Source organism: Sphingomonas sp., assembly GCF_965227385.1.
Lineage (GTDB): Bacteria > Pseudomonadota > Alphaproteobacteria > Sphingomonadales > Sphingomonadaceae > Sphingomonas.
Genome location: NZ_OZ245750.1, coordinates 2116546 through 2143471 on the forward strand (window position 1 = coordinate 2116546; position 26926 = coordinate 2143471).

The 26926-nt window shown below is 67.0% G+C and carries 29 protein-coding genes and 1 tRNA gene; 14 read left to right on the forward strand and 16 right to left on the reverse strand.

Annotation, left to right across the window (positions count from 1 at the left end):
* Positions 1-47 precede the first annotated feature (47 nt).
* Together ACO05N_RS10185 and map are read right to left on the reverse strand one after the other, a co-directional pair.
* Positions 48-230: a hypothetical protein gene (locus ACO05N_RS10185; protein ID WP_066660511.1), complete on the reverse strand. Its 183-nt coding sequence runs from the start codon at positions 228-230 to the stop codon at positions 48-50.
* A gap of 1 nt (position 231) precedes the next feature.
* On the reverse strand, positions 232-1059 hold the full coding sequence (gene map, locus ACO05N_RS10190) for a type I methionyl aminopeptidase (RefSeq protein WP_422056997.1): 828 nt from the start codon (positions 1057-1059) through the stop codon (positions 232-234).
* 63 nt (positions 1060-1122) lie between these two features.
* On the opposite strand from map, the gene ACO05N_RS10195 reads away from it, so the two are divergent.
* The 6 genes from ACO05N_RS10195 to ACO05N_RS10220 all read left to right on the forward strand — a co-directional run bounded on the left by ACO05N_RS10195 (position 1123) and on the right by ACO05N_RS10220 (position 8857).
* Positions 1123-1878, forward strand: coding sequence for a competence/damage-inducible protein A (locus ACO05N_RS10195; protein ID WP_422056998.1), 756 nt, complete (start codon positions 1123-1125; stop codon positions 1876-1878).
* 70 nt (positions 1879-1948) lie between these two features.
* The gene (locus tag ACO05N_RS10200) at positions 1949-3055 is read left to right on the forward strand and encodes a hypothetical protein (RefSeq protein ID WP_422056999.1); all 1107 of its coding nucleotides are present in this window, start codon (positions 1949-1951) and stop codon (positions 3053-3055) included.
* A 152-nt stretch (positions 3056-3207) separates the two neighbouring features.
* On the forward strand, positions 3208-4608 hold the full coding sequence (locus ACO05N_RS10205; protein ID WP_422057000.1) for a M16 family metallopeptidase: 1401 nt from the start codon (positions 3208-3210) through the stop codon (positions 4606-4608).
* A 1-nt stretch (position 4609) separates the two neighbouring features.
* Positions 4610-6025: a M16 family metallopeptidase gene (locus ACO05N_RS10210; RefSeq protein WP_422057001.1), complete on the forward strand. Its 1416-nt coding sequence runs from the start codon at positions 4610-4612 to the stop codon at positions 6023-6025.
* Positions 6026-6237: 212 nt separating this feature from the next.
* Positions 6238-7569: a hypothetical protein gene (locus tag ACO05N_RS10215; RefSeq protein ID WP_422057002.1), complete on the forward strand. Its 1332-nt coding sequence runs from the start codon at positions 6238-6240 to the stop codon at positions 7567-7569.
* A gap of 109 nt (positions 7570-7678) precedes the next feature.
* Positions 7679-8857, forward strand: a complete 1179-nt coding sequence (locus ACO05N_RS10220) for a hypothetical protein (RefSeq protein ID WP_422057003.1) — start codon at positions 7679-7681, stop codon at positions 8855-8857.
* Between the two features lie 19 nt (positions 8858-8876).
* Here ACO05N_RS10220 and ACO05N_RS10225 read toward each other — a convergent pair whose 3' ends face one another.
* The 11 genes from ACO05N_RS10225 to rplK form a co-directional block, all read right to left on the reverse strand.
* Entirely contained in the window at positions 8877-9242 is a 366-nt protein-coding gene (locus ACO05N_RS10225) for a hypothetical protein (protein WP_422057004.1), read from the reverse strand.
* A 119-nt stretch (positions 9243-9361) separates the two neighbouring features.
* On the reverse strand, positions 9362-9739 hold the full coding sequence (locus ACO05N_RS10230) for a hypothetical protein (RefSeq protein ID WP_422057005.1): 378 nt from the start codon (positions 9737-9739) through the stop codon (positions 9362-9364).
* Positions 9740-9838: 99 nt separating this feature from the next.
* The gene (rplL, locus tag ACO05N_RS10235) at positions 9839-10219 is read right to left on the reverse strand and encodes a 50S ribosomal protein L7/L12 (RefSeq protein WP_257845036.1); all 381 of its coding nucleotides are present in this window, start codon (positions 10217-10219) and stop codon (positions 9839-9841) included.
* A 56-nt stretch (positions 10220-10275) separates the two neighbouring features.
* A complete protein-coding gene (rplJ, locus tag ACO05N_RS10240) occupies positions 10276-10791 on the reverse strand; it encodes a 50S ribosomal protein L10 (RefSeq protein WP_422057006.1) in 516 nt (171 codons plus the stop codon).
* A 438-nt stretch (positions 10792-11229) separates the two neighbouring features.
* The gene (locus tag ACO05N_RS10245; protein WP_422057007.1) at positions 11230-11547 is read right to left on the reverse strand and encodes a hypothetical protein; all 318 of its coding nucleotides are present in this window, start codon (positions 11545-11547) and stop codon (positions 11230-11232) included.
* A gap of 19 nt (positions 11548-11566) precedes the next feature.
* Entirely contained in the window at positions 11567-13042 is a 1476-nt protein-coding gene (locus ACO05N_RS10250; RefSeq protein WP_422057008.1) for a L,D-transpeptidase family protein, read from the reverse strand.
* 91 nt (positions 13043-13133) lie between these two features.
* On the reverse strand, positions 13134-13454 hold the full coding sequence (locus ACO05N_RS10255; protein ID WP_422057009.1) for a DMT family transporter: 321 nt from the start codon (positions 13452-13454) through the stop codon (positions 13134-13136).
* A 126-nt stretch (positions 13455-13580) separates the two neighbouring features.
* Complete coding sequence (locus ACO05N_RS10260; RefSeq protein WP_422057010.1) at positions 13581-14039, reverse strand: YaiI/YqxD family protein; 459 nt, start codon at positions 14037-14039, stop codon at positions 13581-13583.
* Between the two features lie 157 nt (positions 14040-14196).
* A complete protein-coding gene (locus ACO05N_RS10265; protein WP_422058732.1) occupies positions 14197-15939 on the reverse strand; it encodes a DEAD/DEAH box helicase in 1743 nt (580 codons plus the stop codon).
* Between the two features lie 173 nt (positions 15940-16112).
* Positions 16113-16811 (reverse strand): 50S ribosomal protein L1, encoded by a 699-nt coding sequence (gene rplA, locus ACO05N_RS10270; RefSeq protein WP_066663143.1) that lies wholly within the window; start codon positions 16809-16811, stop codon positions 16113-16115.
* A 4-nt stretch (positions 16812-16815) separates the two neighbouring features.
* Positions 16816-17247 (reverse strand): 50S ribosomal protein L11, encoded by a 432-nt coding sequence (gene rplK, locus ACO05N_RS10275; RefSeq protein WP_422057011.1) that lies wholly within the window; start codon positions 17245-17247, stop codon positions 16816-16818.
* Positions 17248-17518: 271 nt separating this feature from the next.
* Between rplK and ACO05N_RS10280 the strand changes: the two genes are divergently transcribed.
* From ACO05N_RS10280 to ACO05N_RS10315, 8 genes are all read left to right on the forward strand, one after another.
* Positions 17519-17595: transfer RNA gene (locus ACO05N_RS10280), tRNA-Trp, on the forward strand.
* Between the two features lie 45 nt (positions 17596-17640).
* Complete coding sequence (locus tag ACO05N_RS10285; RefSeq protein ID WP_422057012.1) at positions 17641-18213, forward strand: YqaA family protein; 573 nt, start codon at positions 17641-17643, stop codon at positions 18211-18213.
* Positions 18210-18620 (forward strand): ketosteroid isomerase-related protein, encoded by a 411-nt coding sequence (locus ACO05N_RS10290; protein WP_422057013.1) that lies wholly within the window; start codon positions 18210-18212, stop codon positions 18618-18620. The genes ACO05N_RS10285 and ACO05N_RS10290 overlap by 4 nt, the downstream gene beginning before the upstream one ends.
* The gene (locus ACO05N_RS10295) at positions 18617-19204 is read left to right on the forward strand and encodes a GNAT family N-acetyltransferase (RefSeq protein WP_422057014.1); all 588 of its coding nucleotides are present in this window, start codon (positions 18617-18619) and stop codon (positions 19202-19204) included. The genes ACO05N_RS10290 and ACO05N_RS10295 overlap by 4 nt, the downstream gene beginning before the upstream one ends.
* Positions 19201-20097 (forward strand): carbon-nitrogen hydrolase family protein, encoded by an 897-nt coding sequence (locus ACO05N_RS10300; protein WP_422057015.1) that lies wholly within the window; start codon positions 19201-19203, stop codon positions 20095-20097. The genes ACO05N_RS10295 and ACO05N_RS10300 overlap by 4 nt, the downstream gene beginning before the upstream one ends.
* Positions 20098-20266: 169 nt before the next feature.
* Positions 20267-20464 carry a preprotein translocase subunit SecE gene (gene secE, locus ACO05N_RS10305; protein WP_422057016.1) on the forward strand — a complete coding sequence of 66 codons (198 nt, stop codon included), beginning with the start codon at positions 20267-20269 and terminating at the stop codon, positions 20462-20464.
* 25 nt (positions 20465-20489) lie between these two features.
* Positions 20490-21029 carry a transcription termination/antitermination protein NusG gene (gene nusG, locus ACO05N_RS10310; RefSeq protein ID WP_422057017.1) on the forward strand — a complete coding sequence of 180 codons (540 nt, stop codon included), beginning with the start codon at positions 20490-20492 and terminating at the stop codon, positions 21027-21029.
* A gap of 278 nt (positions 21030-21307) precedes the next feature.
* Positions 21308-21640: a hypothetical protein gene (locus ACO05N_RS10315; RefSeq protein WP_422057018.1), complete on the forward strand. Its 333-nt coding sequence runs from the start codon at positions 21308-21310 to the stop codon at positions 21638-21640.
* A gap of 64 nt (positions 21641-21704) precedes the next feature.
* On the opposite strand, the gene ACO05N_RS10320 is transcribed toward ACO05N_RS10315, so the two are convergent.
* The 3 genes from ACO05N_RS10320 to ACO05N_RS10330 all read right to left on the reverse strand — a co-directional run bounded on the left by ACO05N_RS10320 (position 21705) and on the right by ACO05N_RS10330 (position 26908).
* Positions 21705-22556: a hypothetical protein gene (locus ACO05N_RS10320; RefSeq protein WP_422057019.1), complete on the reverse strand. Its 852-nt coding sequence runs from the start codon at positions 22554-22556 to the stop codon at positions 21705-21707.
* 87 nt (positions 22557-22643) lie between these two features.
* Positions 22644-24893, reverse strand: a complete 2250-nt coding sequence (locus ACO05N_RS10325; RefSeq protein ID WP_422058733.1) for a putative bifunctional diguanylate cyclase/phosphodiesterase — start codon at positions 24891-24893, stop codon at positions 22644-22646.
* A 251-nt stretch (positions 24894-25144) separates the two neighbouring features.
* Complete coding sequence (locus tag ACO05N_RS10330) at positions 25145-26908, reverse strand: fatty acyl-AMP ligase (RefSeq protein WP_422057020.1); 1764 nt, start codon at positions 26906-26908, stop codon at positions 25145-25147.
* Between the last annotated feature and the right edge of the window lie 18 nt (positions 26909-26926).

Consider the following 26926-nt stretch of genomic DNA (forward strand, 5'->3'; position numbering starts at 1 on the left):
CCGGCACAAGGCCGGGGTGACGATTGGAGCTTTGGAGAGCGGAAGCGCTAGCGCAGCTTCGCGATCGTCAGGCCGTCCTGCTTGGCGCGGTCCTTGACCGATTCCTCGCTGCGGGTCAGCGCCTTGGCGATTGCCTTGAGCGCCATGCCCTTCTTCGCGAGCGTGTGCAGCTTCTGGATCTCGTCCTGCCGCCAGGGTTGGCGGTGGCGCTCAAACTTCCCCTCGGCCATGTCAGGCGTAGGGCGGGTTGTGGCGGCCGGTGGGCGACTGGGTGAAGATTTCGCAACCGTCCTCGGTAATGCCGATCGAATGTTCGAACTGTGCCGAGAGCGAGCGGTCGCGCGTGACCGCCGTCCAGCCATCGTCGAGCAGCTTCACGTCCGGCCGGCCGATGTTGATCATCGGTTCGATGGTGAAGAACATGCCGGGCTTGAGCTCCGGCCCGGTGCCGGGGCGGCCGACATGGACGACTTCGGGCGCGTCATGGAACACGCGGCCCAGGCCGTGGCCGCAGAAATCGCGGACGACGCCATAACGGTGCTTTTCGGCATGGCGCTGGATGGCGTGGCCGATATCGCCCATCGTATTGCCGGGCTTGGCCATTTCGATCCCGATCATCAGGCATTCATAGGTGACGTCGACCAGACGCTTGGCCTTCAACGGCACGTCGCCGACCAGGTACATGCGGCTGGTATCGCCGTGCCAGCCGTCGAGCAAAGGCGTCACGTCGATATTGACGATGTCGCCGTCCTTGAGCGCCTTTGGCCCCGGGATGCCATGGCAGACGACATGGTTGATGCTGATGCAGCAGCTGTGCGTATAGCCGCGATAGCCGAGCGTCGCGGGGACCGCGCCGCCGACGAGCATCCGCTGACGTACGAAATCGTCGAGCTCCGCAGTGGTCACGCCGGGTACGACATGCGGCACCAGCGCGTCGAGGATCTCGGCAGCGAGCTTGCCCGCGGCGCGCATCCCGGCAAAGCCATCGGGACCGTAAAGTTTGATCGCCCCGTCGCGGGCGAAGTTGGTGTCGGCGGTTACGGCAACATATTCAGTCATGCGCGCCATATAGGGCCTAAAGGGTAACTTTGCGAGGCTGGAAGCACGCGCTATGGCGGGATTATGAGCGAGCGCATCTGGACCGCCGGGCTGGTCATCATCGGGGACGAGATCCTGTCGGGTCGCACCCAGGACAAGAATGTCGCGCAGATCGCGATCTGGCTGAACGTGCAGGGCATCCGCCTGTCGGAAGTGCGCGTGGTGCCCGACGTGCAGGAGCGGATCGTCGCGGCGGTCGATGCGATCCGCACCGGCTATGACTATTGCTTCACCACCGGCGGGATCGGGCCGACGCATGACGACATCACGGTCGATGCGATCGCCGCGGCGCTGGGCGTGCCGGTGGTCGTCCACCCGGAGGCGCGCGCGACGCTGGAACGCTATTACGAGACGCGCGGCGGGCTGACCGAGGCGCGGCTTCGGATGGCGCGGGTGCCGGAAGGGGCGGACCTGATCCCCAACCGCATGTCGGGTGCGCCGGGCATCCGGGCCGGCAATATCTTCATCATGGCGGGCGTGCCGCACATTACCGCGGGCATGCTCGACGCGCTGACCGGTACGCTGGAGGGCGGCAAGCCGGTGGTGAGCGGAACGATCGGCTGCTGGGTCGCCGAGAGCGAGGTCGCCGACATCCTGCGCGCGACCGAGAAGGCGCATGCAGGCGTTGCGATCGGCAGCTATCCGTTTTTCCGCGAGGGGCGGGTGGGCGCGAATTTCGTTGTCCGCGCAACCGATGATGCGGTGGTCGCGGCGTGCCTGGCCGACCTGACCGCGCAGCTGGAAGCGACGGGGCGCGATGTGACGCAGGGCGGGATCTGACGCCGGAGCCAGCGTAGCGGCACTGAAAGCGACTGATCGACCTTCGTTGCGGCTGTGATACAGACATCGGATGCGATGCATTCTTGTTCTCGCCATGCTGAGCAGCATCGCCATGCCGGCGGTAGCGGGTCAAGCGCTCGCGCTGACGGATGGGGAGGAGCGGCGCCTCGACGCATTCCGGGCGGAGAAGACGGCACGTCGACTTGCTGCGCAAAAGGCTGCCAAGGAGGCCGATTTTCGCACCGCTCAGCGGATCTGGGAGGAGATCGCCGCCGACTGTGAAGCCGCGCTGGCGGATGTGAAGCCGTGCAGCGAGTTTTATGGCGCTCTGATGGCCGCTGCCAGCCGGACGGGCGACACGGTCATGGAGCGCTATGCCGAATCCAAATGGCGCGTCGGCGTGTTCGTGGCGAGCGCTCCGGTCCCCGCGACAGCGAAGGAAGCCGAACGGCGGGTCGGCCTGCGGGACAAGACCCTCGATATAGCCGCGGCGGAGACGGTGCTCCGGCAGGCCATCGCCCGGTCCGCTGGGACTGATCCCGCCGTGCACGGGGAGCAGAGCGATTTCCATTTGGCGCTGGTGCGAATTTATCTGGCGCGGCGTGACATGGCGAAGGTGGCGACCCACGCCGTCCAAGCCGCCGAGATGGCCGAACGGGCGGATACGCTGATGGCGGCGATCAAACCTGGCGAGGTGCGGCAAAGCGACGATTCACGCTGGTTCTGGTCCCGCAGGATCTCCGCGCAATTGGCCGATGAGTTCGAGAGAGCGGGGCAACATGCAGCGGCGGGAACCGTATTCCGCGCGTTGTTGGCCTATGAACCCGAACGCAGTCGCTGGCTCGTGCTGGGCCGGCTTGCCCGCGTGATCCATCTGCAGGGACGCGCGGCTGAGGCGGCGAGTCTGTCGTTGCAGGCACTCGCTCAGCAGCGGCGCTATCATGTCGCGACCCATCCCGGCCTGATCGCGACCTATGGCCATGTTGCCCGCGACTATGCGGGACTGCCCGACGGTGCGGCGACGTCGCGCACGCTGTTGCGGCTGCAAGACCAGGCGTTGCGCGCACGCATTGCGGCTTATGCGAGTTTCGACGCCGCCGCGCAGCGCGAACTGGCGCGCGCCGGGCGCGATTACCGGTTCGGGGTCGCGATCAACTGGCACCTGGCGCACCGCTGACGTGCGTGCCGCACCTCCGCACGGCGGATGAGGAGCGAACTTTAGCAACCCGTCGCTGATCTTCGGCCAGCGCCCCTTGCCCTCGCGCGCTGTACTGATAGGCTAATACAGCTGACGAGTCAGAGGGGATCGCCATGACAGTGAAACGATGGATGACCGCGCTTGCGCTGGCCGGGACGGTGCTGCCACTCGGGCTCGCCGCGACGCCTGCCGCAGCGCAGACCGCGCCGGCCAGGCTGCAGGTCGAGATGCAGTATTTCACGCTCGACAATGGGCTGCGCGTCGTGCTGGCCAAGGACACGCTGAGCCCGACGGTCACCGTCGGCGTCTATTACGGCATCGGGTTCCGGATCGAGCCGCGCGAGCGCACGGGCTTTGCGCATCTGTTCGAACATCTGCTGTTCCAGGGATCGAAGAACGCGCCGAAGGGCGTGCATATCAGCACGATCAGCAATGCCGGCGGCATCCTCAATGGATCGACCCGCTACGACTTCACCAACTATTTCGAGGTGGTGCCGTCCAACGCGCTGGAGCGGATGCTGTGGCTCGAGGCGGATCGCATGTCCGCGCCGGTGATCAACGACGAGGTGCTGAAGAACCAGCAGGGCGTCGTGGGGAACGAGGTCAAGGTCAACGTCCTCAACCAGCCCTACAGCACCTGGCCGTGGATCGACCTGCCGATGCTGGCCAATACCAACTGGTACAACAGCCACAATTTCTACGGCGAGCTGAAGGAGATCGAGGCGGCGACGGTCGCGGACGCCAAGCAGTTCTTCGACAGCTTCTACAAGCCGTCCAACGCCGTGCTCGTGGTCGCAGGCGACATCGATTATGCCGCGACGAAGGCGATGGTCGAGAAATATTATGGCTGGATGCCCAAGGCGCCGCCGGTCAAGCTGCCCGACATCAGCGAGCCGCGCCAGACGGCGGAGAAGTTCCGCGCGCGCACCGACGCTCTGGCGCCGAAACCCGGATGGGCAGCAGGCTATCATGTCCCTGCGCGCGGCACGCCCGAATGGTTCGCGATGGGCCTGATCGACCAGATGCTGGTCAAGGGCAATGACAGCCGCCTGTACCGCAAGCTGGTCGCCGAGACGGGCATTGCGGGCGAGGTTGGCGGCGGGATCAATTTCCCGCTGGGCAACATGTTCAACTATCAGGGGCCGATGTTGTGGAGTTTCAACTTCACGCATGATGCGAACCGCAGCCGCGACGAGATCAAGGCGGCGGTCGATGCGGTGATCGAGGAGCTTCGCACGAAACCCGTGACTGCGGAGGAGCTGGCGCGGGCGCGGACCAAGATGCGCTCGTCGCTCTATTCGACGATCGACGGCACCGGGCGGATCGGCCTCATCGACCTGCTCGCCGTCTATGCGCTGTTCGACAATGATCCGAACAAGGTCAACACGCTGGAGGACGGGTTCGCCAAGGTGACGCCCGAGCTGATCCGGAAGACGGCGCAGGAATATCTGCGCCCGACCAACCGGTCGATCTATGTCATCGATCCCGGTGCGGCCCAGCCCGCGCCCGCCGCTCAGCAAGGAGGCAAGTGAGATGCGCCGCATGATCGCCAGCCTGACGGCTGCCGCCCTGCTCGCCGCGCCGATGGGCGTTGCCGCGCAGGAGCTTCCCTCGACCCCGCCGCCGATCCCCGCGCCCAAGCCGTTCAAGGTGCCGGCAAGCGAGACCTATGTCCTGGCCAACGGGATGAAGGTGACGCTGATCCCCTATGGCGTCGTACCCAAGGCGGTGGTGTCGCTGCAGACCTATACCGGGTCGATCAACGGAGGGTCGGACACCTGGCTCGCCGGGCTGACGCTCGACATGATGCGGGAGGGCGCAGGGGGCATGACCGCAGCGCAGATCGCGCAAAAGGCCGCCGAGATGGGCGGCGGGATCGGGACCGGTGCGGGTGCGACTTCCTCCAGCGTGTCGATCAACGTGCTGTCGGAGCGGATCACGGACGCGATCGGACTGGTCGCCGATGTCGCGCAGCGGCCGAGCTTTCCCGAGGCGGAGCTGGCGCGGGTCAAGGCAAACTGGAACCGCCGCCTTGCGATCGCGCTGACTCAGCCGGGGACGCTGGCCAATGCGGCGGTGACGCGCGCTTATTATGGCACCGACCACCCCTATGGCCGGGTGCTGCCGACCCCGGCGCAGTTCAACGCCTATGACGCCGCCAAGCTGAAGGCGTGGCATGCCGCGAATTTCGGGGCGAAGCGCTCGCACCTCTATATCGCCGGGCGCTTTGACGCGGCGGCGGTGAAGGCGGCGGTGGAGAAGGCATTCGGCGGCTGGGCTGCGGGGCCGGAGCGGGCGCTGATCCCGGTCAACCCCAAGCAGGGTCCGCAGGTGCTGCTGGTCGACCGGCCGGGCGCGCCGCAATCGACGATCAACCTGGTCTTCCCCGCGCCCGACGCGGGCACGCCGGGCGATATTCCGACGCGGGTGATGAATGCGCTGCTCGGCGGATCGTTCAGCTCGCGCATTACGCGCAATATCCGCGAGAATAAGGGGTACACCTATTCGCCGGGATCGAGCGTGGCGCTGTTGCCGACCAATGCGCTGTGGACGTTCAACGCCGATGTCACGACGGCTGCGACCGGCCCGTCTCTGACCGAGGTATTCAAGGAAATCCGCGCGCTGCAGACGACTCCGCCGGGCGACGAGGAAGCGAACGGGATGCGCCAATATATGGCCGGGCTGTTCGCGATCCAGAACTCGACCCCGGGCGCGCTGGTCAACACGCTGGCGACGCGCGATGCCCTCGGCCTGCCGCGCGAGTGGCTGGACAATTATGTCCCGGCGACGCTGGGCGTCAGCAATGCGCAGATCAGCGAAGCGGCAAAGCGGTTGCCACTCGACAAGATGACGCTGGTTGTCGTGGGTGACCTCAAGGTCGTCACGCCGCAGCTTCAGGCTTTGCCGGAACTAAAGGGTATCGAATTCAAGACGGTGACCGTTCCCTGAACAAATGTTCATGTTCTTCGTCAACTAGTCACGGGGGCGGCGCAAGTCGTCCCCGAATGTTTTGCAGTAAAGTCGAATCATCGACTGGCCGATGGGCGATAACAACTCGCCGCAAATTTGAGCCGTGGCTGCGACGAATCGCGGGTTCCACTTGTTGACCCCCCGTTATGACCCACACAGCACATCATGCGCGACCCGCGCTTCGCCGAGCAGTGGCGCTGCTTTTCGCCGCCGCCGCTCTCCCCGCAACCGCGCTGGCACAGGACACGGTGACGCCGCCGACCGTGCTGGCTCCGACCACGTCGGCTCCGGCTCCGCAACCGGTCACGCCGCCGCCGGTTCAGGTGCCGACGGCGCAGACGGCCCCCTCCGGCGCATCCAGTGTGCCCGTCGCCCCCGGCGTGCTCGAACAGGCTCGCCAGGAGGATCGCGAGCGGGCGGCGGCACGCCAGGCCGAAGCGCGTCAGGCCCGTACGACCCGCGCGGTCGAAGCGCCGCAGCGTGCCGCACCGGCAGCCGAACCGGTTGCTGCAGCGCCAGCCGCTGCACCCGAGACCAGCCCCGCTCCTGCGGAGCCGGTCGCGCAGGAGGTGCCGCCAGCGGTCGACCCTGTCTCTGAAGCCGTGCCTACGCCGGTCGAGACCGCGCCCAGCGAGGGCGGGACAATGTGGCTGATCCTCGCCGCACTGGGGGGGGTTGCCGCCCTGATCGCCGGCGCGATGCTGCTGCGCCGCCGCCGTGCGGACGAACCCTATATCGCGGAGGAAGTCGCGGTAGCCGCACCGGTCGAGCCGGTGCGTGAAACAGTCGCTGAACGTCCCATGCCCAATCGCGTGGTCGAGCGTCCGGCCGCCGATCCTGTCGCCGCCGCTCCGGCATTTATCGCACCGCGTCATGAGCCCGAACTGGGCGAGCGGATCGCACCTCTGGCCAAGCCAATCACACCCAAGCGGGATGTGGAAAAGCCCGCACTGGAGAATGTCGCGCTGAGCGAGGCGGATCCCGCGGATGTTGCCGCGATGCTGGGCGGGGCCAAGCCGGCTGGCGCGCGTCCGCAGCTGGAACTGGCGATTCGCCCGATCCGGGCCGGGATGAGCCGCCGCGGGGCGTCGGTCGGATTCGAGCTGACCGTCGCCAATGCCGGCGGCGCGCCGGCCGAGGACGTGCGGATCGGCGCATTCATGCTGGGCGAGCACAGCGCCCAGCAGAGCGACATCGAGCGTATGCTGACCAACCCGCCGCAGGACTCGCGCGTCGATGCCGAAACGATTGCGCCGGGCGACGGCACGATGCTGGAAGCCATGCTGACCATGCCGCGCGAAAAGGTCGACGCGATCGCCGGTGATGACGATGGCTTTACCCCGGTGCTCGTCGCCGATGCCCGCTATCGCCTGCCGGACGGGCGCGAAGGGCGCACGGCCGCAGCCTTCCGCATCGGCCGCGTCAATGGCGGTACGCAGCTGGAGCCGATCGCGATCCAGGACGATCCGTCCATGTATGCCGATATCGAGGCCGAACTGGTCGGCGTTCCGGCCAAGCTGTAATGTCGGACCACTGTATCCGCCCTGGTTTGCGCCGGGGCGGGTAGCTTTTCAGGCGGGCCTGCGCATTTTTTGATGCGCGGGCCCGCCTTCTCCATGCTAGGCGCGGGCCGTGACTGCGACGACCCTCCGCGCGACCACCGCGCTGACCATGATCCTGGTGCTGATGAGCCCGGCTGTTGCCCAGGATGCGCAACGGCCGACGGTGATCACGCCGCCGATCGGCAATTTCGATATCAACCCAAATCCGACGCCGCGTGCGACGCCGACGCCGACGCCCGCGCCACAGCCAACGGTGACGCCGGTGCCGATCCCGCCGCGCGCGACGCCGTCCCCGCGCCCGACTGCTAGCCAGCCAGCCGCGCGTCCTACATCGCAAGCACCGGGCCAGCCGACGCCACAGCCCAGTCCGACCCGGTTCGGGCCATCCGACTTCACGCCGGTGGCAACGCCGCAGGCCGGCGCGGCTCCGGAAGAGGCCAGCCCGACTTCGGTGACGGAGCCACGCAGCGACACGCTGCCTGTCTGGCTATGGCCAGCGCTGGCGGCGGCTGCGGCGCTGGTTGTGGGACTTGGTGCCGGTCTGGCGATCGCGGGGCGCCGCCGCCGTCGTCGCGATGAGGACGCGGAGGCCGAGATCGCCGAGACGCCGGTGATCGCGTCGCCGCCCACGCCTGGCCCGCCCGCGCGCGCCGGTGTGGCCAAGTCGCCCGTGCCGCCACGCCCGGCCGCCCCGGTTCCCGCTGCGCCACGGCCCGCCGCCGGAGCGGTTGCGCCGGTGCCGCCGCCCCCCGGACCGCTGGTGACCGAGATCCGTCCGCTGCGGGCCGCGATCCGCGACAATATGGTGCGCATCGATTTCGAGCTCTACATCCAGAATCGCGGGGCCGAGACCGCCGACAATGTGCGCGCGGTGCTCGGCCTGTTTGCGGCCAATCCCGATCAGGACGCCCAGATCGCCGGCTTCCACGCCGCGGCGCGCATGGCACCTGGGTCGGAGCCGTTCAGCATCGCGCCGGGCGGCATCCACATGCTCAAGGGGCAGGTGACCCAGGCGGGTGAGCAGATGCGCGTGGTCAATGTCCAGGGCAAGCCGATGTTCGTGCCGATCCTACCGGTAGCGCTCAAATGGTATTCCGGCCTGTCGATCCGCACGCTGCGCGACAGCTTCATGATCGGAACGGTTCCGGCGCAGGGCAGCGACCGGCTGGGACCGCTATGGGTCGAGCGCGCCGCCGAGGGGTTCGGACGGCTGGCGGCGAAGCGGTACGTGCCGAAGGACGCGGGCTAGCGGGGGGTGCTGCGTCAACCTAACGCTGTCGGACCTTGGCCCGCATCGTGGGGTCGGCGTCCTGGGCCGCTTCGCAGCCTTCCAGCAGCTGAATCGTCGCCTTCCGGTCGTTCGCGGCGTCCATCCTGTCGGCGACCGCCAGCGCCTCTGCATTGATTTCGGCAAGCCAGACCGAACCGCCATGATGATCGGCGAGAGCGGAAAAGCGCCGCATCATCTGCTCGGCGACCGGGGGCTGGGAGATCTGCTTGGCGGTTTTCGCGGCAATCCCGAAAATCACCATGCAGTGGATCGGGTTGGCGCTGTCGAACGTGGTGGTGTCGACCGTGCTGCAACCCGTCTGGAGCAGCACGGCACTCGTCGCGCAGAGCAGGGCTCGGGTCATGGGTCGCTCCTCTCCGCATCGCGATGCGCGCAGGACGTAAATCTTTCGTTATCAAGCGGATGAAGCGTTCCGGGTGGTCGAAACGCGAAGGGTTTGCGGGGCCGAGGGGCGGACGGACCCTAACGCAGGACCAGCACCAGCAGGACGATGATCGCCGCACTGGCGATTAGCAGGACCGCCATCATCCGGCTGAGATTGCCGAGGCCGCGCCATGAGACCGCTTCATCGAGCAGCGGACTGTCCGGCGTGATCGTCGCGGGATCGACGCCGGTTTCGTGGGTCAGGGCGGCGGCGAACCGATCCCATGTGTCGGGGGCATTCGCGACCTCGGCGGAGAGTCCGTTCCGCAGCGAGCGGAACACGTCGCCCGCCGTCTGCCAGGTCGGCGCGTCGGCATAATCGAGCGTGACGCCGAACGTCGCCTCGACCTCATCGATCGCCGCGATCTCGTCGCCGTCACCCCAAAGACCGACGCTGACGGGCTGATCTTCTTCCATGGGCGCGCATCGCTAACAGCCTGCAGGCGTTCCGCCAACGAAAAGGGGCGGCCCGTTGCCGGACCGCCCCCTTCACAAGCTGCTGGTGCAGCCGCGAGATTACTTGATCTCGACGGTCGCGCCGGCTTCTTCGAGCTGCTTCTTGAGCTTCTCGGCTTCGTCCTTCGACACGCCTTCCTTGACGGCCTTCGGCGCGCCCTCGACGAGAGCCTTCGCTTCGGTCAGGCCGAGGTTGGTGATGGCGCGGACTTCCTTGATGACGTTGATCTTCTTGCCACCGTCGCCGGTGAGGATCACGTCGAACTCGGTCTGCTCTTCAGCGGCCGGAGCGGCACCGCCAGCAGCGCCGCCAGCAGCGGCAACCGCGACAGGAGCAGCGGCGCTGACGCCCCACTTCTCTTCGAGGAGCTTCGACAGCTCAGCGGCTTCGAGGACGGTCAGTTCCGACAGCTGGTCAACAAGAGCGTTCAGGTCAGCCATTTGATATTCCCTTCAAAAATTCAGATTGGTTCGAAAAATCGCAAATGAACGTCGGCTCAGGCCGCGTCCTTCTCCGCATAGGCATTGAACACGCGGGCGAGCTGCGCCGCGGGTGCCTGGGTGATCGACGCGAGCTTGGCTGCCGGTGCCTGAAGCAGGCCGACAATCTTGCCGCGCAGTTCGTCGAGCGAAGGCAGCGATGCGAGCGCCTTCACGCCTTCCGCGTCGAGCAGCATGCTTCCCATTGCGCCGCCGACGATCTCGAGCTTGTCGTTCGTCTTGGCGAAATCCGACACCACCTTGGCGGCGGCGACCGGATCGGTCGAATAGGAAAGCGCCGTCGGACCCGTCAGCAGGTCCGCGAGCACCGCATAATCGGTGCCCTCGATCGCGATCTTGGCAAGGCGGTTCTTTGCGACCTTGTAGCTCGCGCCGGCTTCACGCGCCTTGTTACGGAGGTCCGTCGACTGCTTGACGGTCATCCCGAGGTTGCGGGTGACGACCACCACTGCGACCTCGTTGAAGGTGCTGTTCAGCTCGGCAACGGCCTGGGTCTTCTGAGAACGATCCATGCCTGTCTCCTCACTATGCCCCGGCCAGGGCCGGAGCGGTTACGCCAGAAACCGGGCGGCTGCCCGATTCCCATTGTCCGTGGGGGCATGATCGTCAGGGCCGGAAGGGTCCGGCGGGCTGACCCGGACGCTCCGCGATGCGAAGGCGACCGGTGTAAATCTCTGTCCCCGTCTTGGTGGGAGATTAAGTGTGGCCAGATGCCGCACACCCACTGTCTCGGACGGAACGCGCTGCGGTTGTCCCGCGACGCGAAGGCGCGCTCATAGCGGGTGGGGGGCAGGAGTCAAGGGTGGGGACCGCCCGCGTAGCGTGCGGTGGAGGGGCGGCTGCGCAGACAGCCGTGAACAGCTCGGCAAAACTCCGCCCTCTGTGAGGGCGGCCCCTCCGTCGCCTTCGGCGCCACCTCCCCTGTGGGGCAGGGGAGGAATTAGAGTGGCTTACTCCGCCGGGGCGGTCTGGTTGCCCGCGCTGTCGCCGCGCTGGACGCGAGCGGTCATGCCGACGGCTTCGGCGTCGTCCTGAATCTGCTCTTCGTCGGGCTGGGCCGGTTCGGCGACCGGGGCCGGGGCGGCCATGTTGTCGATCGCCATCGGCGCAGGCTCCGCCAGATTTTCTTCGGGTAGATCCTCGGTCAGCTCCATCGCGTTGACTTCGTTCTCGACCGGCGCGGTTTCCTCCGACGCACCCGAACAGGCGGCGAGCGCCGCGGCGGCGGCGAGGGCGGTGGCGAGCTTGAGCGTGTTGCGCGTGTTCATGTCTGTCTCCCGGTGTGGCTCAGCGCGCGGACTGGGCCTGGGTGGCCGAGCGCGCCTCGATCTTGGATGCAAGCGTCTTGTCCCAGTTATAGGGATCGCCGCGGAAATTCATCGCCCCGTTCGCGCTGCCATAGGCGGTCCAGTAGAGCAGGTAGACCGCGACCTGCTTTTGCAGCGGGACGCGCGTCGTCTTGCCCTCGGCAACGGTCTCCGCAACCTTTTCCGGCGTCCAGACGGGATCGCCGGCCATCAGCAGGTTGGCAAGGTCGGCCGGGCGTTCGAGGCGGATACAGCCATGGCTGGCAAGCCGGTCGAAGCGCGAGAAGGTGCCCTTGCTCGGCGTATCGTGCAGATAGACCGCGAAGGGGTTGTTGAAGTCGAACTTGAACTTGCCGAGTGCCGAGTGCGACGGCTGTTGCTGCAGACGGCGGTTGGCGCCGGTGCCGATCACCTTGAACCCGTTGCGTGCGAGATAGGCCGATCCCTTGGGGAACAGCTCGCGCGCGGCAATGCCGGCGGGGACGTTCCAGGGCGGGTTGATGACGACCGAATGGATGTTGGACACCAGCATCGGCGTCTCGCCGCCGCCGGGCTTGCCGGTCACGCCGCGCATCGACATCACCGGCCGGTCGCCTTCGAACACCGCGACGCTGGCCGAGGCGATGTTGACCTGAACTCGGTCGGTCGGCATCGACTTGGGCATCCAGCGCCAGCGTTCCATGTTCGCCATGATCTGACGCAGCCGCCCCTCGACCGGCACGTTGAGTGCGGCAAGCGTTCCGCTCGACACGGTACCGGTGGGGTTGAGGCCGTAGCGGCGCTGCGCGCGGATCACGGCTTCCTTCAGCTCGGCATCGAAGCTGTTGCCGAGGCGGGCGACGCCGTCATCCTCGACCGCGAGCCGGGCGCGCAGCGCGGCGACGCGCGGGCCGGTGGAGCCGACCGTCATGTCGGGGCCGGCGGGGATCGCGCTCCAGCCGCCCGCCGCCTCGATCAGGCGATAGCGGGCGAGGCCGGCGCGCAGCGTCTCATAGCCCTCGTACGGCGGGGCGAGGTCGGCAAACCATGGCGCCAGCCGGTTGTCGGCAAGCGCGCGGGTGAGGCCGGGAATCGGGTCCCACGCCGCCGGGCGCAGCGCCCAATCCTCCTGAAAGTCGGCGGTGTCGAGCCGACCGATATGGATCGCGCGGGCATAATCGAGGGCGGCGCGGACCAGTCCTGCGTCATCGGCGGGGAGCACTTCGGCCGCCTGGGTCGAATAGCGCAGGCCATGGGCGATCCGGCCCTGCACGATGATGCGGCGCAGCTGTTCCGCCTGCGCCGGGGTGACCGCGGGCAGGGGCAGCGCGACCGGAGTCGGCTGGGCCTGAACCGGCGCGGCGGTCGGAGATGCGCTGGGCGTCGGCGACGGCGCGGCCGTCTGGGCCAGCGCTGCGGTCGCCGTCGAGAGTGCCAGAGAGGCCACGATCAGACGCGGCCCGGTTGGTGCGAACATCGAAAACTGCTTCCTTTTGACCGGTGCGGGCGATGATAAGGGCGACGTCGGCGGTTGTCACCCGCCGACGCGCCGGTTCACGCGCCCGATGTCAGACCGATGCGTTCAACTTGGTCCCGGCAACGCCGATGACGATCAGCGCCATGAACCCGGCCTGTACCAGCGACACCTTGTCGCCGAACAGGATCACGCCGCCGATGATGACCCCGACCGCGCCGAGCCCGGTCCAGATGGCATAGGCGGTGCCCGCCGGGATGTCGCGCATCGCCAGCGCGAGCAGCGCCATGTTGAGGAAGCTGAGCACGATCGGCACGATCGCAGATTGCCAGGTGCCGGCGGTCGCGGCCCATTTGAGGCTCAATGCCCAGATGATTTCGGTGAACACGGCAATGCCGAGGATGATCCACGCCATGCGGAAGTCTCCATGCGTGCGGGCTCGGGATAAGCGGGCGCGCAGGCCGGAAACCCGTAAGAGGCGGCGCGCCGTACCGGGCAGGCCGGTGTTGCGACCGCCTCCATACCCCCGGAAGGGTGGGGGTCAAGTCCGGGCGAGGCGCACCAGCACTTCGTCGAGCGCCGAAAGGAACCGCGAGCGGTCCTGCTTCCCGAACGGGGCGGGGCCGCCGATCTGGTCGCCCCCGGCGCGCAGATCGGCCATGATCGCGCGGGTGGCGATGGCGGCGCCGATCGAGCTGGTGGTGAACGGCTTGCCGGTGGGGGCGATAACGGTGGCGCCCGCCTTGAGGCAGCGGTCGGCGAGCAGGATGTCAGCGGTGATCACCACCGTCTTTGGTCCGGCACGCTCGGCGATCCAATCGTCCGCCGCGTCGAACCCGTCCGAGACGATGCTGCGCGTGATCAGCGGGTGATCCGGGATGCGGATGAAGCTGTTGGCGACGATCGTCACCGGCACGTCGCGCCGCCACGCGACCTTGTAGATCTCGTCCTTGACCGGGCAGGCGTCGGCGTCGACCAGGATGTCGATGGGGGCGGTCATGCCATTTTCTCTTCAGCGTCACCCCGGCCCTGTGCCGGGGGCCACTGTACCGAACATCCCAACGGGTGCGGCATGTACCCCGCGTCAGCCGCGAACGACAGGGCGGGCTGAGCAGTAGACCCCGGCACAGGGCCGGGGTTACGAGCGTATGCGGCAATCACTTCTTCGGCGGTTTGCCGCGATGGGGCTTGGGCGAGCGCGGCGGCTGGCCTGCGCCCGGACCACCCGCAGGACGCGCGCGGTGCATTGGGCGGCTGTGGTTGCGCGGCTTGCCGTGACGCGGTTCGTGGTCGCCACGCGTGCCGGGCGGGGGCGGGCCGTCGGCCTGCTCGATCAACACATCCTCGTCCGGCCCCGCCGATTTGGCCACTTCGCGCGCGAAGCGGTCGGCAATGGCGCTGGGCACCTGGAAGCGGGTTTCGCCGGCACCGATGCGAATCGCGCCGATCTCGCTCTTGGTCACGTGGCCGCGACGGCAGATCAGCGGCAGGATCCAGCGCGGATCGGCATTCTGGCGGCGGCCGACATTCATGCTGAACCAGACCGTATCGTCAAAGCCTGGACGATGGACCGGCCCGCGCTGATCGGACGGGCCACGATCGATCAGTTCCTCGGGCGCGGGCATCGATGCGCGGTGTGCGCGGACCAGGGCGGCGGCGATATCCTCCGCCGTCATCTTTTCCATCAGCTCGGCGGCGAGGGCGCGATCATCCTCGTCCGGCTCGACCGGGGCGGTGATCTTTTCGATCAGCCGGTCGCGGTCCTTGGCCTTGATGTCCTCGACGCTGGGAACCGGCAGCCACTCGGCATTGATCTTCGCCTGCTTCAGCGTCATTTCGACGCGGCGGCGGCGCGGATAGGGGACGATGAGCACGGCGGTGCCCTTCTTCCCAGCGCGCCCGGTGCGGCCCGATCGGTGCTGAAGCGCCTCGGCGTCGCGCGGCAGCTCGACATGGATCACCAGGCTGAGCGTGGGCAGGTCGATCCCGCGCGCAGCGACGTCGGTGGCGACGCAGACGCGCGCGCGGCGGTCGCGCAGTGCCTGCAGCGCATGGTTGCGTTCCGACTGGCTGTGCTCGCCCGACAGCGCCACGGCGGAAAAGCCGCGCTCGACCAGATTGGCGTGGAGATGGCGGACATTGTCCCGGGTCGCGCAGAACAGCATCGCCGTCTCAGCCTCGTGGAAGCGCAGCAGGTTGATCACGGCATGTTCGATGTCGGACGGCGCGACGGTGATCGCCTGATAGGCAATGTCGCCATGGCCGCGATCCTCGCCCACGGTCGAAATGCGCAGCGCGTCGCGCTGGTAGCGCCTGGCGAGCGCGACGATCGGCTTTGCAAGCGTGGCGGAGAACAGGAAGGTGCGGCGCTCGGTCGGGGTCGCGTCGAGCAGCGCCTCCAGCTCCTCGCGAAAGCCCATGTCGAGCATTTCGTCGGCTTCATCGAGCACCGCGACCTTGAGCGCGGACAGGTCGAGCGCGCCGCGCTCGAGATGGTCGCGCAACCGGCCCGGCGTGCCGACGACGATATGCGTGCCGTGCGACAGCGCGCGCCGCTCACGCGAGGCGTCCATGCCGCCGACACAGGTCGCGACCCGCGCGCCCGCCGCGGCATAGAGCCAGCCCAGTTCCTTGGCGACCTGAAGCGCCAGTTCGCGCGTCGGGGCAATGACGAGCGCCAGCGGCAGGCGCGGCGCGGGAAGCGCGCCGTCATCCAGCAGGTCTTCGGCCATGGCCAGACCAAAGGCGACGGTCTTGCCCGACCCGGTCTGGGCCGAGACGAGCAGGTCGCGGCCGCGCGCGTCGTCCTGCGTCACCTGGGCCTGAACGGGGGTCAGCGCTTCGTAACCGCGCTGGGTCAGCGCCTCGGCGAGGCGGGTGGGGAGGTGTGAAAAGGGCATCAAGCTCACAAATATGCCGCGCGCCCCGCGGGCAGCGCGTCGGAATCGAATTTGTCGCGGGGATTTGCGCGCCCCTTAGCGCATTCTTGCAGCTTTGGCGAGGGGGTGGCCCGGGAACGAAAAAACCCCGGGGTTGCCCCCGGGGTCCTTCGTGTTTCGCAGCGTTGCGAAGATCAGATCGCCGACACCTGGGCGACGTCGACCTTCACGCCCGGGCCCATCGAGGACGAGACTGCGACCTTGCGCAGATACTTGCCCTTGGCGCCCGACGGCTTTGCCTTGATCACCGCATCGACCAGCGCGTCGAAGTTCGAGCGCAGGTCGGCGGCCGAGAACGACGCCTTGCCGATGCCCGAATGGATGATACCGGCCTTTTCGACGCGATATTCGACCTGGCCGCCCTTGGCAGCCTTGACCGCTTCGGCGACGTTCATGGTGACGGTGCCGAGCTTCGGGTTCGGCATCAGGCCCTTCGGACCCAGCACCTTGCCGAGGCGGCCGACCAGACCCATCATGTCCGGGGTCGCGATGCAGCGATCGAACTCGATCTTGCCGCCCTGCACGATCTCGAGCAGGTCTTCGGCACCGACGACGTCCGCACCCGCTTCGCGCGCTTCGTCCGCCTTCGCGCCCTTGGCGAACACGCCGACGCGAACGGTCTTGCCGGTGCCAGCCGGGAGCGTGACGACGCCACGGACCATCTGGTCGGCGTGACGCGGATCGACGCCCAGGTTCAGCGCGACTTCGATCGTCTCGTCGAACTTGGCGGTCGCGTTCTTCTGTGCCAGCGCGATGGCTTCATCGACGCCGTACAGCTTTTCGCGGTCGACGGTGCCAGCGAGGGCCTTCTGCTTCTTGGTCTGCTTAGCCATGGGTTCAGCCCTCCACCACTTCGAGGCCCATCGCGCGGGCAGAGCCTTCGATGATGCGCGTTGCGGCATCGAGATCGTTGGCGTTGAGATCCTTCATCTTCGCGGTCGCGATATCGGCGAGCTGCGCGCGCGTGATCTTGCCGGCCGAGATCTTGCCCGGCTCCTTCGAGCCCGACTTGAGGTTTGCGGCCTTCTTGATGAGGTAGGTTGCCGGCGGCTGCTTCGTTTCGAAGCTGAAGCTGCGGTCAGCGTAAACGGTGATGACGGTGGGGAGGGGGGTGCCCTTTTCCATCTCGCCGGTCGCCGCGTTGAACGCCTTGCAGAACTCCATGATGTTGACGCCGCGCTGACCCAGCGCCGGACCGATCGGCGGCGAGGGGTTGGCGGAGCCCGCAGGCACCTGGAGCTTGATATAGCCCGTGATTTTCTTTGCCATGTGTCTCACTCTGTCGCTGGACGGGGGCAAGCCCACGCCCGGTTCAAGTTTAGCGGTCCAAGCGCCCCGGACTTGCGATCCGGTGCTCCCGCAATTCCAACGGTATCCGGTGGAAGCGCGCGCCCTTAACGGCGAAGCGGGAAAAAGGCAAGCGCGTGCTTTTCCGCTTGCAATGTTGGAATGCGTGTGTTCTATATATGTTCTATTCGGGTTTTGGTCGCAAGCGGCTCTTGTGCGATTCCCAAAGCGTCGCTAAAGCGCGGCACCGCACAGGGGTGTAGCTCAGCTGGTTAGAGCGTCGGTCTCCAAAACCGAAGGCCCTCGGTTCGAATCCGAGCTCCCCTGCCACTTTCCCGGGCGCGCCCCGGTTCCCTTGCAGAGGTATCGCCCCGCATGTTCCGCGCGCTCTATGACTGGACGCTGAGGCTGGCCGGTCATCGCCACGCCGACCGCTATCTGGCGACCGTCAGCTTTGCCGAATCGAGCTTTTTCCCGATACCGCCTGACGTCATGCTGGTGCCGATGGTGCTGGCGCGGCGGGATCAGGCGTATCGGATTGCGACGATCTGCACGATTGCGTCGGTGCTGGGCGGGCTGTTCGGGTACGCCATCGGCTATTTTCTGACCGGGTTCGCGCATCAGGTGCTGGAGTTTTTCCGGCATGGCGCATTCGAGGGTTTCACCGCCGCCTATCAGAAATGGGGCGCGGCGCTGATCCTGGTAAAGGGGCTGACCCCGATCCCGTTCAAGCTGGTGACGATCGCCAGCGGCCTGTCGCACTATCCGCTGGGCCTGTTCATCCTGCTGTGCACGATCACGCGTGGGGCGCGCTTCTTCCTCGTCGCGTTCCTGCTCAAGAAATATGGCGAGCCGGTGCAGAAGGTGATCGAGGAGCGGCTTAACCTGATCGGCTGGCTGGTGCTCGCCGCGCTGATCGGCGGCTTTGCGGTGGTGGCGCTGGTATGAGCGCGGAGGCGACCCGGGCGCTGATCGAGCGCTATTACGCCGCGTTCAATGCCGGCGACAGCGAAGCGATGCTCGAGTGCCTGACCGAAGATGTCGCGCATGACATCAACCAGGGCGGGCGGCAGAGCGGGAAGGCGGCGTTCCGCGATTTCCTGGCCCATATGGACCGGTGCTACCGCGAGCGGCTGACCGATATCGTGGTGATGACGGCGCCGGATGGTGCGCGTGCGGCGGCGGAGTTTGTTGTCCATGGCGAGTATCTGACGAGCGACGAAGGGCTGCCCCCCGCGACCGGCCAGACCTATGTCCTGCCGGCAGGGGCGTTCTTCGAAGTCCGCGACGGCGCGATCGCCCGCGTCTCGGTATACTACAACCTTGCCGACTGGATCGCCCAGGTAGGCGGATGAGCATCAGCGTCCGCACGCTCGATCCCGGCGAGGTGCAGGAGCGCATCGCCGATCTGGCGCGGTTGCGGATCGCGGTGTTTCGCGAATGGCCGTACCTCTACGATGGCGATGCGGGGTATGAGAGCGGGTATCTCGCCAGCTTTGCCGCCGCGCCGCATGCGGTGCTGGTCGCGGCGTTCGATGGCGATGACATTATCGGCATGGCGACCGCGTCGCCGCTGAGCGCGCAGGGCGCTGCGGTGCTGGAGCCGGTGGCGGCGCATGGGTTCGACGTTCCCACGACCTTTTACTTCGGCGAATCGGTGCTGTTGCCGCAGTGGCGCGGGCGGGGGATTGGCCATGCGTTTTTCGACCAGCGCGAGGCGGGGGCGCGGCGGGCGGGGGCGGCCCACGCCACCTTCTGTTCGGTGATCCGGCCCGACGACCATCCGATGCGGCCGCCGGGCGCGCGCAGCCATGCGGCGTTCTGGACCGCGCGCGGCTATCGCGAAGTGCCGGGGCTGGTCTGCACGATGCACTGGGCGGACCTGGGCGAGGCGGGCGAGACGCCGCACCGGCTGCAATTCTGGAGCCGCGCGCTGTGACCGCCTTCATCCTTGCCGCTGCGGCCTATCCGGTCGAGCAGCTTGCCGATTGGGATGGCTATGCGGCCAAGATCGCGCGCTGGGTCGCGGAGGCGGCGGACGGCGGCGCCAGACTCGCGCTGTTCCCGGAATATGCCGGGATGGAGCTGACCGCGCTCGATCCCGCGAGCGTCGATGACCTGCACGGGTCGATCGCGGCACTGGGCGGGCTGGTGGAGCGGGTCGATGCGCTGCACGCCGAATTGGCGGTGCGGCATGGCATCCATATCTGCGCCGGGAGCCTGCCGGTGCGGGAGGGCGACGGGGTGTTCCGCAACAATGCGCGGCTGTTCGCGCCGAGCGGCAAGATGGGCACGCAGCGCAAGATCGTGATGACGCGGTTCGAGCGCGAGGAATGGAATATCGGCGGCGGCGCGCCGCTGACCGTGTTCGACACCGATCTGGGGCGGATCGGGATCGCGATCTGTTACGATGTCGAATTCCCGTTGCTGGTCCGCGCGCAGGCGGAGGCGGGAGCGACCCTGATCCTCGCGCCATCGGCGACCGACAGCCTGCACGGATATCACCGCGTGCGCGTGGGGGCGCAGGCACGGGCGCTGGAGAACCAATGCTATGTCGCGCAGGCGCCGGTGGTGGGGGAGGCCGAATGGACCCCCTCGCTCGGCACCAGCCATGGCGCGGCGGGGATCTATGGCCCGCCCGATCTGGGCTTTCCCGCCGATGGCGTGGTGGCGATGGGCGCGATCGATGCGCCGGGATGGGTGTTCGGGGAGATCGACCCGGCCAAGGTCGCGCGGGTGCGGCGCGAGGGGGCGGTGTTCAACTATCGCCATTGGGGGGAGCAGGGCGCGCGGGTGACGCTGCCCGTGGTGGAGATTGTGGATTTGCGGTGAGGGGGAGGATTGAAAAGGGCCGCGTCCCAAGCCCCTTGCCCCCCTGTCGCACAGTCGCTAGATAGCGTCCCCAATCCGACAGCGTGATGGGGTTCGCCGGGTTCCTTCCTCAAGGAGCCGGGCGGAGAAACCTGTCCCGATGCCGGGCAATTTATTCGTGAGGCAGAACGTGGCGAAGACGAGTCCGCTGGAATTCATGCGCCAGGTGCAGGCCGAGACCAAGAAGGTCGTGTGGCCCACCCGCAAGGAAACGATCATGACCGCGGTCATGGTGTTCATCATGGCGACGCTGCTCGGCCTCTTCTTCTTCGGCGTCGACCGTCTGTTCGGCGCGATCGTGAACTTCCTCCTCAGCCTCGCGGGCTGAGCGGCCAGATAACGGGAAACATTCCATGGCGGCGCGCTGGTACATCATTCACGCCTATTCGGGCTTCGAGAACAAGGTTCGGGACCAGATCCTGGCCGATGCGACGCGGCTGGGCCTCGACGCGCTGGTCGAATCGGTCGAAGTGCCGGTCGAGACCGTCACCGAAGTGCGGCGCGGCAAGAAGATCCAGTCGGAGCGGAAGTTCTTCCCCGGCTATGTCCTCGCCAAGCTGAGCATGAACGACGACGTCTATCACCTGGTCAAGAATACGCCGAAGGTGACGGGTTTCCTTGGTTCGTCGGGCAAGCCCCAGCCGATCAGCGAGGCCGAAGCGGCGCGCATCCTGAACACCAAGGAAGAAGCCGCCGCGGCGCCCAAGCAGCAGGTCAAGGTCGATTACGAGATCGGCGACGCGGTCAAGGTGCTGGAAGGCCCGTTCGCGAGCTTCAACGGCGTGGTCGAGGAACTGGATTTCGACAAGTCGAAGGTCAAGGTGTCGGTGTCGATCTTTGGCCGTGCGACGCCGGTCGAGCTGGACTTCGATCAGGTGGAGCGGTCGAAGTAAGGCTTCGATACAGGTTTGGTTACGGGAAAGCCGGGGTGAGAGCCCCGGCTTTTTTGTTTGAGCGTCAAACGCTTGCATCGGGTGCGTGCAACCTTATTGTGTGTCACATGAGTGACACACGCCTGTCGCGCGGATTTGCGCTCGATCTTGCCGCTATCGGACTGCTTGCGGGTGCCGCAGTGCATCTGGCTGCGTGGTTGATGGGCGCGGGGTGGATGGCCGCATTGGGGGCGCCACCGTCGATTGTCGCTTCCGCGGCGGCGGGAAGTTGGCCCGCGTTGCTCGGCACGCTCGCGATCGCGACGTTGCTCGTCGGCATCGCGCTGTCGTGCTTCCTGGTGGCTCGCCGGATGGGCAGGTTGCTTGGCCTTCGGATCGCACTCGGGATCTTCGCTGTCATCTTTCTTGCGCGAGGATTGCTGGTCGTTCCCTTCCTCTGCGCCGGTCAGCGAGAATGGCACACGCCGGCCGGTAAGATCGTCGTCACAGGAGAGTGGTTTGCGACGGGATCGCTTGTCGTTCTCGTGATCGGGCTTCTGATCTGTCTGGGGCTTTATCAGACACGATCAAAAGCGCGCTCGCTGGACATCGGTTCGGCGCTTCCCCGCTGAATCCTGGCGCGTCATCAATCAGATATCCGTGACGGACCACCTGCCTGCTTGGGAACGTGCCGCGTCACCCCTTCCCCTTCCGCCACCCCTTGACCTGATCGAGTGCCGGTAGCGTCGGGCACGGCTCCTCAAACGGGCTCTCGCTGGCCGCCGCCGTCGCGGAGCGGCGGGCGGCTTCGGCGACGTCGAAGGCGTCGCGGGCGCGTTGCAGGCGGGCTTCGTACATGGCGGACAGGCGGTAGCTGTGCGCTTCGCGGCTTTCTCCGCGGCGACGCTTGATGTGCGGGGGTTCTTCCTGAAGGCGGACGCTCTGGTGGTGGAGGCGCAGCAGCATCAGCGCCTCGTCCGCCGTCATGCTGGGGATCGCCGGGGGATCATTGTGGCGCCAAGCGTCGTCGCGATAGCTGGAGGCGAGGGCGGCTTCCATCAGCGCCATTTCGACGCGCTCATAGCCGGTTTCGAGCGCGAGCTGCATTTCGCGGGCGAAGGCGGGGCTCTGGCGGCGGCGGGCGTAGAAGGCGGAGTGGCTGAAGCCGGCGGCTGCGGCGGAGAGGCGGACGTTCGCGGTGGCGCTGAGCGCGGAGAGGAACGCCTGTTCGGCGGCGCGGTCGAGCGCGCGGGCAGGGAGGGTGCGCAGCTGCATCCGGCCCGACGCGGTGCGGACCGCGCGGGGCTCGCTGGTGTCGGGCTGGTCGGTCGTTGGGTCGCTTTCGTTGAGGCGCGCATGCGCGATGACGAGCGCGGCGTCCCATTCGGCGGCGAAGGCGGCGTCGCGGGAGCGGCGCTTGGTCATGGTCGAGCGGTGGAAGCCGAGGCTGCGCGCCGCCTCCCGCGCATTGCCGGTGCGGCGGAGCGCGGCGAGGAAGGCGGCGTTCTCCTTGGCCTGACGCCGATTGAAGGGGCGGGTTCCGGTCACCGGTGAGTGTTCCGAAACCAAATCCAACATTGCAAGGGGGCGTGGGGGTTGGCGCAATTCCCTCCCTTTCAGGGAGGGGAGGTTGGATCACGCCACGCGCATGGCATCTTGCTGGCTGTCGCGGGTGGCGAGGATGCGGGCTTCGGTGACGGGGAGGGGGCGGCCGAAATAATAGCCCTGGACCTTGGTGCAGCCGAGCGCCTGGATCAGGCGGTGCTCGTCCTCGGTCTCCACGCCTTCCGCCGTGGTGGCCATGCCGAGGCTCTGCGCCAGCGCGACGACGGCGCGGATGATCGCGACCGCCTCTTTCTGGCCCTTTGACGCGCCCTGCACGAAGCTGCGGTCGATCTTGATCGAGCTGAAGCGGGTGCGCGAGAGGTAGCCGAGCGAGGAATAGCCGGTGCCGAAATCGTCGAGGCTGAGGCGCACGCCCATGTCGAGGATCGCCTCCAGCGTCTGCACCGCGGCGGTGCCTTCGCGCATGAACACGCTTTCGGTGACTTCGAGTTCGAGGCGGCTGGGGTGGAGGCCGCTGTCCGTGAGCGCGCGGCCGACGAACGCGGCGAAGCTGGCATTGTGCAGCTGTTCGGGGCTGACATTGACCGCCACGCGGATCGGGTCGTCCCACTTGGCCGCCTCGATACAGGCGGCGCGCAGCACCCATTCGCCGATCGGGGCGATCAGGCGCGCCTCTTCGGCAAGGGGCACGAATTTGGCGGGAGAGATCGGGCCGAGTTCGGGGTGGGTCCAGCGCAGCAGCGCCTCGAACCCCATCAGCGCGCCGGTGCCGGCCTGGACCACCGGCTGATAGAGCAGGTGAAACTGGTCGTTTTCAAGCGCGGCGCGCAGCGCGATTTCGAGGACGCGACGCTCCTCCGCCTCGACATGCAGCTGCGGCTCATAGGCGTGGAGCTGGCCACCACCGGCGTCCTTGGACCGGTAGAGCGCGAGATCGGCCGAGCGGATCAGCATCTCCGCCGTGCGCCCGTCGCGCGGGCCGAAGGCAAGGCCGACGCTGGCGCCGATATAAAGGGTGTGATTGTCCACGTCATAGGGCGCGGAGAGCACGTCGATGATGGTGCGGGCGAGCCGTTCGACCGCTGCGCTGTCATTGGCGTCGCGCACGACCACCGCGAACTCGTCGCCGCCCAGCCGCCCGATCATTTCATTGACGGTCATCAACTGCTTGAGGCGTTCGGAAACCCGCATCAGCAGCCGGTCGCCGACCGGGTGGCCGAGCGTGTCGTTGACCGCCTTGAACCGGTCGAGGTCGATCATCATGAAGGCGCAGCGCGCGCTCCACTTGTCGGCTTCGGCCATGGCGGTGGCGAGCGCTTCGTTGATCAGCAGGCGGTTGGGCAGGCCGGTGAGCGTGTCGTAGCGCGCCATCTGGCTGATCTTGTTCGCGGATTCGCGTGCTTCGGTGACGTCGGAGCCGACCCCGCGAAAGCCGAGAAAGCTGCCGTCTTCGTTGAAGCGGGGCGAGCCCGTGAGTTCCCACCAGCGCTCTTCGCCGTCGACCATGACGGGAAGGAGGATGTCGCGGAATGGTTCGCGCTTCTTGAGCGAATCGGCGAGGTCGCGCAGCCCCTGTGCGAAATTGCCGCTTTCCCAGGCGGATCCGGCGAGCACTTGAAGGAAGGGCATGCCGTTGATCGCCTTGGGATCGACCCCGATGGAGACGGCGAAGCGCGGATTGGCGCGGCACACGCGCCGCTGGGCGTCGGTTTCCCACAGCCAGTCGGAGCCGTGATCCTCGAACTCGCGCAGCAGCAGGCTGACCGTTTCGTCGCGTTCGGAAAGCGCGATTTCATTGGCGCGGATCACCACCAGCGCCTTACCGCGCGCGAAACAGGCGATGACCAGCAGCGCCGTGAAGAGCAGCGCGGCGGCGCCCAGCGCGGGCGACTGGGTAAGGGCGAGCGCAGTGGCATTGGCAGTGCCGAGCACGACGAGGAAGCAGATCGTGGCGAGCGGGAGTGCGGCCATGGCGACCGACGAGGCGACCATCAGGATCGACAGCACGATCCACATGCCATTGGCCGCTTGGGCATCATCGTACGCACCGAACAGCAGCGGCGCGATCGACCAGACTGCACCGAGTGCGATCCCGTCGAGCATGGTGTCGCGCACGTCGCGCAGCGTCGCGGTACGTTCGGTGCGGTGGCGCACGGCGAGGCGGCGGAAGGCGACGGCGGTGCCGACGGCAGCGACCAGCGCGCCCCAGCTGGCAAGCTGCCACAGCGGCGCCAGGCTGGCGTAATTGAGGAAGATCAGCGTCGCGCCAAGCACGTTGGCGGCGAGCATGAACAACGCCAGCTGGCTACCCGCGTTCATCTGAGCCGCACGGATCGGTCCCCAGTCGGTGGTATCCGCCGGGTCATAGAGTCCGAGCAGCGCGCGGACATCGATCCGCGGGCGCGCGAACTGGGAGGTGGTCTGGCTCGTCACGCGCGCAGATTTAGCGGGGTGAGGTTAGCGATCGGTTAGAGACGGAAGGCGAGAAGGAAATATTTCCGGCGGCCCGCGGGCAGTCGCCCCTCAAACCCTCCCCCTGGCGGGGGAGGATTGGTGGAGAAAGCGACGCCTTAGGCAGCGATGCTGTAGGGCTTGATCTCGCCGTTCAGATACTGGTTGCGCGCCTTGGCACGGCTGAGCTTGCCCGAGCTGGTGCGCGGGAGCGTACGCGGCGGGATCAGTTCGATGACGCAGTTCATGCCGGTGACCGCGCGGACGCGCTCACGGATTTCCTCGCGCAGCTTCTGGCGCTCTTCATCGTCGCTGGTGCGGCACTGGACCAGCACGGCGGGGGTTTCCTCGCCACCGGGCGTGGTGATTGCGAAGGCCGCGACGTCGCCCTGCTTGAAGGCGGGGAGCTGTTCGACCGCCCACTCGATGTCCTGCGGCCAGTGGTTGCGGCCGTTGACGATGATCATGTCCTTGGCCCGACCCACGATGTAGATATAGCCTTCGGACAGATAGCCCATGTCGCCGGTGTCGAGCCAACCGTCCTTCATGCAGGCTTCGGTCGATTCGGGATCGCGGAAATAGCCGACCATGACGCTGGGGCCACGGCACCACACCTTGCCGATCGCGCGGTCGGGCAGCGGAGTGCCGTCCTCCTCGCGGATCTCGATCTCCATGTCCTTGACCGCCTTGCCGCAGTTGACGATCGCACGGAAGCGCTGGGGGCGATCCCCACCGTTCACGCCGCCCGACAGCTGGGTTTCCTCGACCAGTTCGACCAGAATGCCCTCACCCGGGGGCATGATCGACACGGCGAGCGTCGCTTCGGCAAGGCCGTAGCTGGGCAGGAAGGCACTGGCCTTGAACCCGGCATCGGCGAAGGCATCGACGAAGTTCTGCATCACGTCGGGACGGATCATGTCCGCGCCATTGCCCGCGACGCGCCAGCGGCTGAGGTCGAAGCGTTCCGACGCCTTGGTCTGGCTCGACATGCGGCGCGCGCAGATGTCATAGCCGAAGGTCGGCGAATAGGAGAGGGTCGTGCCCTGGTTGCGGGAGATGAGGTCGAGCCAGGCGAGCGGGCGCCGGGCGAAATCCTCGGTCTTCAGATAATCGGTCGAGACCTGATTGGCGACGACCGAGAGGAAGCAGCCGACCAGCCCCATGTCGTGATACCAGGGCAGCCACGAGATGCAGCGGTCGCTGTCTTCCAGCTTCATGCCATGGCTGTGCGCCGAGAGATTGTTGAGCAGCGCATGGTGGGTGATCGCCACACCATGCGGGAAGCGGGTCGAGCCGCTGCTGTACTGAAGATAGGCGATGTCGTCGGTGCTCGCCTTGGGCAGCTCCACCTCGGGGGCTTCGCGGGTGGCGAAGCTTTCCCAGTCGATCCCCTCGACGCCCTTGAGGCGCGCGGCTTCGCCGGCCATCGCCGACAGTTCGGCGGGGTAGAACAGCATCGACGGATCGCAGCTGTCGAGCTGGACCGACAACTGGTCGATATAATGCTGGCTGCCGCCGAAGCTGGTCGGCAGCGGCAGTGGCACCGGCCAAGCGCCGGCATAGATTACGCCGAAGAAGAGCGCGGCGAAATCGGTGCCGGTTTCGGCGATCAGCGCGATCCGGTCCTGTGGCTTCACGCCCGCGGCGATCAAGCGGCGCGCCTGTGCCAGCGCGTCTTCGCGCATTTCGCGGAACGGGTAGGGCCGTGTCAGCGTCCCGCGCGCGTCGTGAAAGTTCAGCCCGCGGCTGCCCTGCGCGGCATAGTCCAGCGCATCGCCGAGCGTTTCAAACTCCGCCAGCCGGCGGGGAAGGGTGCAGTCGGTCGGCGTCGGCTGCAGCGTTGCGCCCTTCACTTCGACCTGATCCTTGACGTCCAAAGCCATATCCTAATTTCCGTGCCC